The following is a 12020-nucleotide window of genomic DNA, read 5'->3' as shown; positions in this document are numbered from 1 at the left end:
TTGTGCCAATAAATATTTACGCCGACCTAATTATGATGATTTCTAAGAAACACCGCCGTTTATTAATCCTTATCCTTTCAGCCTTATTAGGACTGTTATCTAGTTTGACCATCCCAGCTTGGTCAAATTCCCCCAGTTTACAAGCCAGCAGTTCGCCTGCGATTGCCTCCGGCACTGGGCTTCGCCCAATCGTTAATGCTGCGGCTAGTCCTCTTGCACTAGCAAGAGAAGGTCAACAACGCTACAATGCCGGACAATTAGAAGCAGCAGCAAAGTTATGGCAAGCAGCGGCTGAGGCTTATCAAAAAGTGGGCGATCGCGAGGGGATGACTAAAAGCCTAATCAATAAATCTCAGGCTTTGCAAGATTTAGGACTGTATCCCAAAGCTTGCAATACCTTACTTCAAGCTTTTGCTATCAAAAATCCTGACTGTAGCCAAAGCCAAATCGAGCAACTCCACAAAACTCTTGCTCAACAGCGCAATTCTCTGACTCTAACTCAAGCTATTGGCTTGCACAGCCTTGGTGATGTTCTCCGTAGACAAGGGTTATTGCAAAAGTCGCAAGAAATCTTACAGTTAAGTTTGTCATCAATTCCCGAATCACCGGAAAAAAGCGCAGTGCTACTGAGTTTAGGCAACACCCAACGGATCTTAGGTAACCAAATCCGCGATCGCTGGGACTATGACGTAGTAACGGAAATTATTGATCGTAAATCTATCTCGGATGCTCTAGCGCCCTACCAACAAGCTTTTAACTACTATACCCAAGCAGCACAGATAACATCAGCGCCACCTTTGCCTAAAATTCAGGCGCAACTCAATCATTTCCAGCTATTACTAGAAACTCAAAGATGGTGGCGCGATCAAACCAATCGCCGGATTGCTTCTTGGGCGAGATTTTCGGAATCTAAATTAATTCAACGAGGAAAAGATTTTGTCTCCCAGCTAGAGTCGCAGTTGAATCAAGATACCCAAGCATTGCAAAACCAAATTGCACCTAGCCTGGCCACTCTAACTCCCAGTCGTGCCGCAATCTACGCCCAGATTAACTTTGCCGAATCTTTGATGCAAAGCGGACAAACAAACCGAGTTGAAGCTTTATTAGAGAATGCACTGCAACAGGCGCGTACTTTACAAGATAGACGAGCCGAAACCTACGCTCTAGGCTACCTCGGCAAACTTTACCACAAGCAAGAGCAATTAACTCAGGCAACCAAACTAACTCGGCAAGCATTGATGTTAGCGCAGGAACAAAATATCAATGGTGACGCTAGGGAGATTACTTATCTTTGGCAATCTCAGTTAGGGAGTTTACTACGGAAACAGGAAGATGCAAAAGGAGCGATCGCAGCTTACACCGCCGCCTTCAATACTCTCCAATCCCTGCGTACCGATTTAAACGCTAACAATCAAGATGTCCAATTTGACTTTCTGCGAGAGGTTAGACCTGTCTATATAGAATTAGTAGATTTGCTCTTGAAATCAAATCTGGGCGATGACGAATTAAATTCCCTCATAGTATCAAATCCCAGCATTTCCCAGGAAAAAGCTAAAACAAAAAAACCTCAAGGTCGTTTAGAGTTAGCCCGTAGGGTAATAGAGTCTCTGCAAGTAGCAGAACTAGATAACTTTTTTCAAGACCCCTGTTCAGAGCTAGCAGATGTCGCGGTACAAATTGATAATATCGACCCCCACGCAGCTGTTATTTATCCGATTGTTTTGCCAGATCGCTTAGAAGTGATCCTTTCGTTGTCGGGAAAACCTTTACAGGAAGTGGCAATTACTCTTAGTGAGCAAGAAGTTAATGAGACTCTAGATCGACTTTACGATTATTTAGACAACGTTACTATCAATAACTCTGCACGGAATATCCTATCCACTTCTAATCCCGATCCTAGAGAATTAAAAGAAAATCTGCAAACGCTTTTACCAACTTTTGGACAAATTTATAACTGGTTAATTAAACCTTTCGAGGCACAGTTAAATACCAACCAAATCAAAAATTTAGTGTTTGTATTAAATGGGAGATTGCAGAGAGTGCCAATAGCTGCACTCTACGATGGGCAAAACTATCTGATTGAAAAATATAGCGTGGCACTTGTGCCTAGCCTGCAACTCATCAATCCTCAACAATTGCAAAGGAAACAGCTTAAGGTGTTAGCCGCTGGAGTTAGCGAGCAAATTAAGGTACAAGGAGAATTTTTTGCTGCACTAGTTAATGTGCCCAAGGAATTAGACCAAATTAAACAAACTTTTCCCGCTTCCCAAAAGCTACTCAATCAAGAGTTTACTGCCAAAACCATACAAAAACAGTTGAAATTGAATTTTCCTGTTATTCACTTAGCAACTCATGGGCTGTTTAGTTCTAATCCCCAGAGGAATTTTATTATTACAGGGGATGGTAAAAGTATCAGTATTAATGAGTTAAGTGCTTTATTAAGAGAACCAGGCACAACCGTAGAACTATTAGTGCTGAGTGCCTGCGAAACCGCAACAGGCGATGAACGGGCTGTCTTAGGCTTGGCAGGAATTGCTGTTCGTTCAGGGGCACGCAGTACCCTTGCTACTCTCTGGCCTGTAGGAGATGCTTCCACCGCCAAATTCATGGGTGAATTTTACCAAGATTTGAAACAGCCAGGAGGGAAACAGGCAGATGCTTTAAGGAACGCTCAACTCTCACTGTTGAAATCTTTGAAGATGAATCCACCTTTTCCAGAGTTGAAGAATTTACCGCCACATCCTTATTATTGGGCACCTTACGTTTTGGTAGGAAATTGGCAATAGCGCTCTTTTTTTAGAAGTAGTTTTACGCAGTTGAAGTTCTCTGAGTTATGATACCAAGCACGACAGAGATATCAACATCCACAAACAGGAGTTGTAACTTTTGGCGTTGGCAGCGCTTGTTGCGATCGCGTAGTGCAGTGCCCTAAAAGGCGATCGCAAACAAGTAAGCCCTAATAAGGGATTTAATGCTGTTAAGTATCCTCCCGTAAAACTGGAAACTCATACTCCACGAAATTTTTATCGGGAGTAGTCTACAATCCAATTCAAATAATTAATAAATTTCCTTAGTTGTGTCCACTTCTGCAAAAACATTTCCTGTCTGGGCATTTTTTTCGCTGCTAACCAACGGCTTGCTGATGTTGGCGGTCATCCTGCTAATTTGGCAACAGCAGAGATTGACTGCTGTTTTTGGAACGACAACTTCTCCGGCTAAAGTCAGTGAATCCCAAGCTGTGACACCAGAGTTAGGCCCGCGCCACAAACTTAATTACCAGCAGTGGGTAAATATACTCGAAAAAGAAGCTAAAGTTGCCGCTGATAAACATCCTGAGAATTTAAGCATACTGGCCGGAGATTCTCTGAGTCTATGGTTTCCCACTGAGTTATTACCTGAAGATAGAAATTGGCTAAATCAAGGGATTTCTGGTGAAACCAGCGATGGGCTTTTAAAAAGGTTAAATTTATTTGACCAGGCCCAGCCAGAAGTTATTTTTGTGATGATTGGTATTAATGACCTGATTCGAGGAGTAAGTGATGAGGAAATTTTAAGAAATCAGCGGCGAATGATGAATTACCTGCGAAGAGTACATCCCAAAGCGCAAATCTTTGTGCAATCAATTTTGCCGCATGGGGGAGAAGACGCAACTTGGGAAGGGAAAGAGAAACTGCTGAGTATTCCTAATGATCGCATTCGCCAATTGAATGAGCAGTTGCAAAGCATAGCCACAAAACGAGGCGTTAAATATCTTGACTTATACTCTCTGTTTACGAACCAGCGAGGTAATCTCCGCCGTGAATTCACCACTGATGGTTTACACTTGAGTTACCAAGGCTATATGGTTTGGCGTACTGCATTGCAAATTTATAGCCAGAAGCAACTAGAACCTCAGCCTCAAGCCAGGAATCGAAGCAAAGTCAAAATATAAGGAAAAATCACGGGGACTAGGTTTTATTCCTAATCCCCAATCCCGAATCCACTCTTTCTATTTCATTGGCGTCTTGACACGAGAGAATGAGAAATAGTGAATTAAGTAGAATCATCCAATGGATACAAAAGCTTTTAAGCGTACACTCCAACACTCAGAAAACTATAATCGCAAGGGGTTTGGTCACCAAGCAGAAGTTGCTACTCAGTTACAGTCTGAGTATCAAAGTAACTTGATTCAACAAATTCGCGATCGCAACTACACCCTGGAACAAGGTGATGTCACAATTCGGTTAGCGCAAGCCTTCGGCTTTTGCTGGGGCGTAGAACGCGCTGTAGCCATGGCTTATGAAACCCGTCAACACTTCCCCACCGAACGCATCTGGATTACTAATGAAATTATTCACAATCCTTCTGTGAATCAGCGTATGCAGGAGATGGAGGTAGATTTTATCCCTGTTACCGCAGGTCAAAAAGACTTTTCTGTTGTAGCAAATGAAGATGTGGTCATCTTACCTGCGTTTGGGGCAAGCGTGCAGGAAATGCAGATTCTTCACGATAAAGGCTGCAAAATTGTCGATACAACTTGTCCTTGGGTATCTAAAGTTTGGAATACAGTTGAAAAGCACAAAAAAGTCGATTACACCTCAATTATTCACGGTAAATATAAGCACGAAGAAACCGTTGCTACAAGTTCTTTTGCAGGCAAATATTTGATTGTGCTAAATTTTCGAGAAGCAGAATATGTTGCCAACTACATACTTAACGGTGGCGATCGCGAGGAATTTCTGAAAAAATTTGCTAAAGCTTGTTCAGCAGGATTTGATCCCGATCAAGATTTAGAAAGGGTTGGTATCGCTAACCAAACAACAATGCTTAAAGGCGAAACTGAGCAAATTGGTAAGTTGTTTGAGCGTACTATGATGCAGAAGTACGGCCCCACTGAGTTGAATCAACACTTCCAAAGTTTTAATACCATCTGTGATGCTACCCAAGAACGCCAAGATGCTATGTTGGAGTTAGTGCAACAGAATTTAGATTTGATGATAGTAATTGGTGGATTTAATTCGTCAAATACTACCCAATTGCAACAGATTGCTTTTGAGCGGGGGATTCCTTCGTATCACATTGATTGTGTGGAGCGAATTAAGTCAGAAAAATCCATTGAGCATAGACAGTTAAATGGAGATTTAGTAATTACAGATAACTGGTTACCTGATGGCAAAATAGTTGTAGGTATTACTTCTGGTGCTTCTACACCAGATAAGGTAGTAGAAGATGTGATTGAAAAGATTTTTACATTGAAGACAGCGATATCTGTGCTTTAAAAGTATGCTTTAACTTACCCCTCTACGCCAAGTAGAGGGGCATTCAAAAATTGAAAATAACAAATTAAAACAGATGTTACTTTTTTGAAATTGTCACAAATCATGTATTGGCTCAAAATTTACCTACCGTTACCTTAATACCAGAATCGAGCCGAGGAACTTTTAAATATTCAATTGGTTCAGCAAGTTGAGGAGTGGGATTATTTGTTTGCTTTTGACATTGCTTGAAGATAGCTTCTGGATTTTTGATGAACTCAAGCGGGTTAATATTTTTGCATCCTTGCTCTTGCACTACTGTAATTGAGTTAGCAGTTGCTTTGAAATTATTAATTGAGTTGATACTATTACCCCACTTGCTCGTAAGCGTGGCTGGTTTAGTTACCAAAATCGCAGCTTGATGTACTTCACCTGTTGCAGAAGGAAAATTCTTTTGGTTAGCATAAGCACTCTGGGTCATCGCTAGTGTACCAATCACAACGACCAAGGCTAGGGGAGAAGATTTCATAAATACTAATTAGAACTGAATGTATAATTCTGCTCTGTGGCTACATCAAATACATCCCATTTTCCGGAAGACGCAATAGGAACTTGAGCATTGCTGCTACCACAGCATCGGGAAACTCAACCAAAAAGCCATGACCACCACGGTCGAGGACTACAAGTTCAGCGTTGGGGATGCTTTGAGCAAGTTGCTCAGAAAACTTTACTGGAGTGAGAATATCCTGTGTACCGACTAGAACTAGGGTAGGACAGTGAATGTCTTTGAGGCGATCTGTTGTATCACTGCCAAGGATAGCTCGGCTTTGATGATATAGTCCATGAGGAGTTGGCGGAAATGGGTAGTTAATTGCCATATTGACGATCATTTCTATCATCCCAGGAATAGAGTAGAACGCATCGGTAAATACCCAAGGCAATATAACTTGTTCATAAAGTTTCAGGTCAAGAGTGCTGGGGAGGTCACCCCAAGTAGTGATAATGCTGTTAAATAGTGCATCACCCTTGGCCAAAGATGAGAGTAGTATCAGACTTTGTACCTTTTCTGGGTATGCCAATGCTAACTCTTGGGCAATTTGACCACCCATTGAATGGCCTGCTATATATACCTTCTTAGTTCCGATTTGCTCAAGCAGTGCAGCTGCATCACTTGCCATCTGTTGAATACTATAGGGACTGTCGGGAGCAGAAGTTCGACCAATTCCTCGGTTATCGAAGCGAATGACCTGATACTGCTTTACGAGTGAAGGCATCAGCAATGACCAATAGGTATAATCGCACATGAAACCTGCAATTAATAGTAAAGGTTCGCCTATTCCTTGAATGTCGTAGAACAGATCAATCCCGTTAATATGAATCCTGGGCATAGTAAATAATTTGGAATAATGCGATCGCTTTTTGGGGCTATTTGCCTAAACAAATTAGAATTTGGAGCTTAACTTGAAATCATTGCAGTGAAACTTGCTGGATATCCCTTGGCAATTGGCTCTTTCTCGCCTTTTAATAAGAATTATTAATATAAGCAATCTTTACCATATTGATCGCTTCTACTCGTTAGGATAACTGACATTACTTTTACATTAGTGTCAGTTGAGTGCGAGTTTGCTAGTCAATTTCCGGTAAAATTCTATCTCAGTGCTAAGGCACGGTGTCCACAATATCCAGGTTAAGTAGATAATCTTACTAAAGCTGTGCCCTTACATATAGCAATCCGATTTGATTTCTGAATCACTCGTAGAGGTAAGGGACTGGGGATTGGGGACTGGGGACTGGGAAGAAGGAATAAAGGTGTACTGAATTTTGTTCAAAAATCAAATATGAGTCCTATATAATATATTGCTGCTACTGATAGCACATAATTATATTTAGGAGATACCTTCCTGCTGACTACAGTTGGAATTAGCGTAGTAGTAATGAATATTTTTAGTAATACCTTAAAGTCCACTAAAGATGTATAGGCAGGAAGAAAATATTTCCCCTGCCTAGACTAGACTACTCTAAATTGTCTAATTATGAGGCTCAACGCTGAATAGTCTTTGCGGACTGATTAAATAACAACTCTCGTGATTTCTCAATATCTAACGCCTGATTTTTGAATGCTTCTGCCTTTTCGTAGGCGCGAATTGTTGCCGGACGTGCTTTAATTGTCTCGAACCAGCGCTTGAGATTGGGAAAATCCTCTAGTTTCTGGCTTTGAAGTTCATAACCTACAATCCAGGGATAGGCGGCAATATCAGCAATGGAATAATCACCAGCCACAAATTCTCGATCTGCTAGTCGCTTATCTAAGACTGCATACAAACGTGCTGTTTCGTTAATGTAGCGGTTAATGGCATAGTCAATTTTTTCTGGGGCGTACTTACTGAAGTGGTGGTTTTGTCCCGCCATTGGCCCCAAACCTGCCATTTGCCAAAATAACCACTGGAGGACTTCAACGCGAGCGCGCACATCTTGGGGGATCAACTTTCCGGTTTTTTCTGCTAAATATAGCAAGATTGCACCAGACTCAAAAACGGAAATTGGCTCGCCCCCATTTGCGGGTTCATGGTCAACGATCGCCGGGATGCGGTTATTAGGAGAAATTTCCAGAAACTCCGGTTTAAATTGATCGCCAGCACCAATATTTACAGGAATAATGTTGTAAGGTAATCCAACTTCTTCCAAGAAAATAGTGATTTTGTGGCCGTTTGGGGTTGTCCAATAGTAAAGGTCAATCATGATATAGTTCTCCTAAAAATTTAAAGAAAAATTATCTTGACTAGAAACGCTCCACCCAAGGCCGCAGTTCGACTTCCCATGTCCAGGCACTGCGGGGTTGATGCAGAATGTTGAGATAAGTCTGGGCGAATCTCCTTCGGAGACGCTACGCGAACGCATCTGGGTCAAGGGTGCTGTCGGGGTTGTTTGCGGGGTCTTGGCTTGCTGTTGCACGGATAACACCATCAATAACAAAATGCGCCACATGGATATTTTTGGGCGCTAATTCCCGCGCAATGCTCTGAGCCAGACCGCGTAGTGCAAATTTACCCATAGCAAAGGGTGCAGATTGAGGATAACCTTTGATGCTGGCTGAGGCTCCGGTAAAGAAAATAGCGCCACCTCCTTGATTCAACATCCGTTTGGCAGCAGCTTGGGCAACCAGAAAACCACCATAGGCGGTGATATCTAGAGTTTTTGCTACTTCAATTGGGTCTAGATCAACAAAAGGCCCACGCACCCGAAAGCTGGGATTGTAAACAACAACTGTTGGCGAACTTAGTTTGCTTTCCACATCAATAAATAACCGCTCTACCTCATCTGGTTTTGAAGCATCGCAGGCAAAGCTAGTTGCCCCAATTTCACTACTAAGTTGGGTGAGTTTTTCAATGCGGCGAGCAGCTAAAGCTAAAGTCATTCCTTCTTTGGCAAACAGGCGGGCTAAAGAGGCACTGAGTCCACTACCTGCTCCGACTATCAAAGCTGTTTTTGGCATGGGTGCGATTCTCTCTAAGGATTGAGTGTCGCTGAAGATAGTTTTAAGCTCATTCCACTCCTTTTAGGAATGGGATTTCCCGGGAATGGGGAATGGGAAAGTTCTGTTCAATGCCTAACGCCCCAAGCCGACGGTGAGTTACCACGGTTCATCCCACTTCTAGAAGGATGCGGCAATCCAAGGGATTATTCTATCCATCAGGCAACCAATTAAATATATTTGTCCCGACAAAATCAAATATTTTCATAATCACAAAGGGATGCCATGATCAATGCAAGCATGAAAAGGATTGGGGATTGGCAAGAGATAAACACAGATGTGCAGGCTTTTCTCTGTGTTTATCTGTGGTTTGATTTCTAAAATTTTGATATCCCAGGCAAGTAAAAACTAGCCCTCATAAGAGTTACCGATTCTGTCTACAGAAACGTTGTAGGGCAATGGCAAGCGGCCCGGATTCAAGCGTGGTTCTGCTGCATAGCCAACAGGAACTAAAACAGCGATCGCTAAATCTGGATTGTCCGCCGCACCAATCACTGCCTTCACCTGATCCTCAAGCCAGCCATTCATAAAGCAGGTGGATAATCCCAGACTTTCTGCTGCTAGTACCAAATGAGTGGCAGCAATCATTGCATCTTTGATGGCATATTCACGGCGCTTGTCTCCCAATGAACTTTGAAATTGCGGGATGGCGTTTTTAAAGTAGTTGATTGTACCTTCATTCCATGCTCCAGTTTGGCTTGCTCGCTCAAAAATCGGCGTTAAATCTTGTTCGCCTGCGGTTCGATCGGCAGCAAAAACAAAGGTTACAGGTGCTTGGATAATTTGCTGTTGATTCCAAGCTGCTGCCGATAGCGCTGCCTTTTGCGCCTCATCTTGCACGAGGATGATTTGCCAGTCTTGGATATTAAAACTGCTGGGTGCTGCTACAGTCAACTCTACCAGTTGCTTTAGCAGTTCTGGGGCTATAGGGTCTGATTTAAAAGTTTTGATTGACCGACGCTTAATAATAGCACTGGGTACATCTAGGGCTTGAGTTTGGGTAATAACACTCATGAGATTCTCCTGATTGTTTGAATTATTGTGCTTAGGATAGCGTTTTTTATTATCAGACCAAATACTGATTTGGTGTAAAAGGTTGCTTATCCTCACCCCAGAATAATTAGACACTGGCTAGCTGTTCACCTGCTGCTGTCCAAAATGGATAGTCTGTATATCCCTTTTCACCACCGCCATAGAACGATTCTGGGTCTGGCTGATTCAGTGGTGCATTCACAGCCAAACGTTCGGGTAAATCAGGATTGGCTATAAATAGAGTGCCAAATGCTACTAAATCTGCTTCTTTGTTTGCCAAAACAGCATTGGCTTTTTCACGGGTATAACCGCCATTCACAATCAGAGTCCCTGTATAGCGTTCTCGTAAATGACTAGTTGGTATTACCGTCGCACCATGTTTAATGTCTGCGTCTATTGCCTCAAAGATATGCAAATAAGCCAAATCAAATTTGTTTAGCACTTGTGCCGCATAGCCAAAGGTTTCTAGGGGATTGGAGTCACGCATATCGTTAAATGTCCCACTAGGAGAAAGGCGTACTCCTACTTGTTTAGCATCCCAGACGCTAGTAACTGCCTCTGTTACCTCTACTAACAGTCGGGCACGATTCTCAATGCTACCGCCATACTTATCTGTGCGTTGGTTTGTGCTATCCCGGAGAAACTGGTCGATTAAATAACCATTGGCTGCGTGAATTTCTACTCCATCAAACCCAGCCGCTAGTGCATTGATTGCCCCTAGACGGTAGCTTTCTACAATCCCTGGAATTTCTGAGGTTTCCAAAGCACGGGGCGTGACAAAGGGTTTGCGTCCCTCATAGGTTAAGGCTTCACCTTTAGGTGCGATCGCAGAAGGTGCTACAGGTAACTCTCCACCTGGCTGCAAATCAGGATGAGAAATCCTGCCTACGTGCCACAGTTGCAGAAAAATTCTTCCTCCCTGTTGATGCACAGCATCAGTAACTAACTCCCAACCTGCTACCTGTTCCGGTGAATAAATACCTGGTGTATTAGGATATCCTTGTCCTTGGGGAGAAACCTGACTTGCTTCTGCAATAATCAGCCCAGCAGAAGCGCGTTGGGCGTAGTAGGTAGCATTCAATTGATGCGGCACGTTTCCCTCACCTGCTCTTTGTCGAGTTAAGGGAGCCATAACAATACGGTTGGGCAATTCCAGTTCGCCTAACTGGTAGGGAGAGAATAAGTTGATGTCACTATTCATTGGTTATGTCTCCAAATGAGTGTGTAAAATTGGGCTGGGGGCTGGGCACTCAGAACTCAGCACTCAGCACTCACAACTGGGCACTCAACTAGGGTAGGTAGACAACCCACCCTAAGCTGTTATATTTGTCACATATGCTGTGATAAAGTCTTAATTAATGTGGTTTTGGGCACAGCACCCACGACTGTATCAACTTGTCGGCCTGCCTTAAACACCATTAATGTGGGAATGCTACGAATTCCATAATGGCTGGCGACGGTAGGATTTTGATCTGTGTTCAGTTTCACTACTTTCACCTGTCCATCGTATTCGGTAGCAACCTCATCGACGACCGGAGCTACCATTCTGCAAGGGCCGCACCAAGGGGCCCAAAAGTCCACTAATACCGGAACTTGGCTATCTAGGACTTCTTGCTTAAATGTGGCTTCCGTGACATTTGTAACGGATGACATAACTGTCCTCCTGATTTAATTCTATTGTTCGATATTATCGAATAATTAAAATATAAGCCATTTTATGAGATCATGCAACTATGAGATTCTTGTATCATCCAGATAGAAAAGATATATCTTTAGCGGGGGTGCTATATGCATTGGGTGACCCGGTGCGGCTGGAGATTGTGAGGCTGCTAGCGACTAAGGGAGAGCAATGCTGTGCCGGGTTTGATTTTGCGATCGCCAAGTCTACCATGTCAAATCACTTTAAAATTTTGCGAGAGTCGGGGGTAGTCTTGACTCATAAAGAAGGGACACAGCACATCAATAGATTGCGGCGCGAGGATTTAGAGACGTTGTTTCCGGGGTTATTGGATGCAGTGTTGCGATCGGCTCCCCCATTAGATATTTGCACATCGGCCGATAAACAAACAGCCTCACAAGTCTAAGCACTGACAAGGTTACAGAGAAACTATAAATTACAGTTATCAGGGAGTCTGCTTCAGGAGCAACTTCCCTGAATTTAAAGAATTCTCAGACAAGCCTGGTGCTATAACTGTACTCGCTTAGTGGCAAGATAAATCGCA

11 protein-coding genes are annotated in these 12020 nt (G+C 43.0%); 4 read left to right on the top strand and 7 right to left on the bottom strand.

All coding sequences use genetic code 11. The features are described 5' to 3' along the window. Window positions 1-32: 32 nt before the first annotated feature. The 3 genes from AC5JL8_RS21160 (at window position 33) to AC5JL8_RS21150 (ending at window position 5258) form a co-directional block, all read left to right on the top strand. On the top strand, window positions 33-2786 hold the full coding sequence (locus AC5JL8_RS21160; RefSeq protein WP_495881636.1) for a CHAT domain-containing protein: 2754 nt from the start codon (window positions 33-35) through the stop codon (window positions 2784-2786). A gap of 290 nt (window positions 2787-3076) precedes the next feature. Next, window positions 3077-3931, top strand: coding sequence for an SGNH/GDSL hydrolase family protein (locus AC5JL8_RS21155; protein WP_495881635.1), 855 nt, complete (start codon window positions 3077-3079; stop codon window positions 3929-3931). Window positions 3932-4049: 118 nt separating this feature from the next. Continuing rightward, complete coding sequence (locus AC5JL8_RS21150; RefSeq protein WP_495881634.1) at window positions 4050-5258, top strand: 4-hydroxy-3-methylbut-2-enyl diphosphate reductase; 1209 nt, start codon at window positions 4050-4052, stop codon at window positions 5256-5258. Window positions 5259-5370: 112 nt separating this feature from the next. Here the strand turns inward: AC5JL8_RS21150 and AC5JL8_RS21145 are convergent, their stop codons facing one another. The 7 genes from AC5JL8_RS21145 to trxA form a co-directional block, all read right to left on the bottom strand. Beyond that, window positions 5371-5763, bottom strand: coding sequence for a hypothetical protein (locus tag AC5JL8_RS21145; protein WP_495881633.1), 393 nt, complete (start codon window positions 5761-5763; stop codon window positions 5371-5373). Window positions 5764-5803: 40 nt separating this feature from the next. After that, window positions 5804-6622, bottom strand: a complete 819-nt coding sequence (locus AC5JL8_RS21140) for an alpha/beta fold hydrolase (protein WP_495881632.1) — start codon at window positions 6620-6622, stop codon at window positions 5804-5806. 652 nt (window positions 6623-7274) lie between these two features. Then, complete coding sequence (locus AC5JL8_RS21135; RefSeq protein WP_495881631.1) at window positions 7275-7973, bottom strand: glutathione binding-like protein; 699 nt, start codon at window positions 7971-7973, stop codon at window positions 7275-7277. 145 nt (window positions 7974-8118) lie between these two features. Next, a complete protein-coding gene (locus AC5JL8_RS21130) occupies window positions 8119-8727 on the bottom strand; it encodes an SDR family NAD(P)-dependent oxidoreductase (protein ID WP_495881630.1) in 609 nt (202 codons plus the stop codon). Between the two features lie 387 nt (window positions 8728-9114). Continuing rightward, complete coding sequence (locus tag AC5JL8_RS21125) at window positions 9115-9780, bottom strand: nitroreductase family protein (protein ID WP_495881629.1); 666 nt, start codon at window positions 9778-9780, stop codon at window positions 9115-9117. Window positions 9781-9886: 106 nt separating this feature from the next. Continuing rightward, complete coding sequence (locus tag AC5JL8_RS21120) at window positions 9887-10999, bottom strand: alkene reductase (RefSeq protein WP_495881628.1); 1113 nt, start codon at window positions 10997-10999, stop codon at window positions 9887-9889. A 128-nt stretch (window positions 11000-11127) separates the two neighbouring features. Continuing rightward, window positions 11128-11451, bottom strand: a complete 324-nt coding sequence (gene trxA / locus AC5JL8_RS21115) for a thioredoxin (RefSeq protein ID WP_495881627.1) — start codon at window positions 11449-11451, stop codon at window positions 11128-11130. An 80-nt stretch (window positions 11452-11531) separates the two neighbouring features. On the opposite strand from trxA, the gene AC5JL8_RS21110 reads away from it, so the two are divergent. After that, the gene (locus tag AC5JL8_RS21110) at window positions 11532-11882 is read left to right on the top strand and encodes an ArsR/SmtB family transcription factor (RefSeq protein ID WP_495881626.1); all 351 of its coding nucleotides are present in this window, start codon (window positions 11532-11534) and stop codon (window positions 11880-11882) included. Window positions 11883-12020: the final 138 nt, after the last annotated feature.

Source organism: Mojavia sp., from assembly GCF_059505145.1.
The sequence above is the reverse complement of the archived record's forward strand: the minus strand, read 5'-3'. Positions and strand labels throughout refer to the sequence as shown.

Coding starts and splice junctions, on each gene's coding strand:
- AC5JL8_RS21160 (WP_495881636.1), top strand. CDS start 33: ATGATGATTTCTAAGAAACACCGCCGTTTATTAATCCTTATCCTTTCA.
- AC5JL8_RS21150 (WP_495881634.1), top strand. CDS start 4,050: ATGGATACAAAAGCTTTTAAGCGTACACTCCAACACTCAGAAAACTAT.
- AC5JL8_RS21145 (WP_495881633.1), bottom strand. CDS start 5,763: ATGAAATCTTCTCCCCTAGCCTTGGTCGTTGTGATTGGTACACTAGCG.
- AC5JL8_RS21140 (WP_495881632.1), bottom strand. CDS start 6,622: ATGCCCAGGATTCATATTAACGGGATTGATCTGTTCTACGACATTCAA.
- AC5JL8_RS21135 (WP_495881631.1), bottom strand. CDS start 7,973: ATGATTGACCTTTACTATTGGACAACCCCAAACGGCCACAAAATCACT.
- AC5JL8_RS21130 (WP_495881630.1), bottom strand. CDS start 8,727: ATGCCAAAAACAGCTTTGATAGTCGGAGCAGGTAGTGGACTCAGTGCC.
- AC5JL8_RS21125 (WP_495881629.1), bottom strand. CDS start 9,780: ATGAGTGTTATTACCCAAACTCAAGCCCTAGATGTACCCAGTGCTATT.
- AC5JL8_RS21120 (WP_495881628.1), bottom strand. CDS start 10,999: ATGAATAGTGACATCAACTTATTCTCTCCCTACCAGTTAGGCGAACTG.
- trxA (WP_495881627.1), bottom strand. CDS start 11,451: ATGTCATCCGTTACAAATGTCACGGAAGCCACATTTAAGCAAGAAGTC.
- AC5JL8_RS21110 (WP_495881626.1), top strand. CDS start 11,532: ATGAGATTCTTGTATCATCCAGATAGAAAAGATATATCTTTAGCGGGG.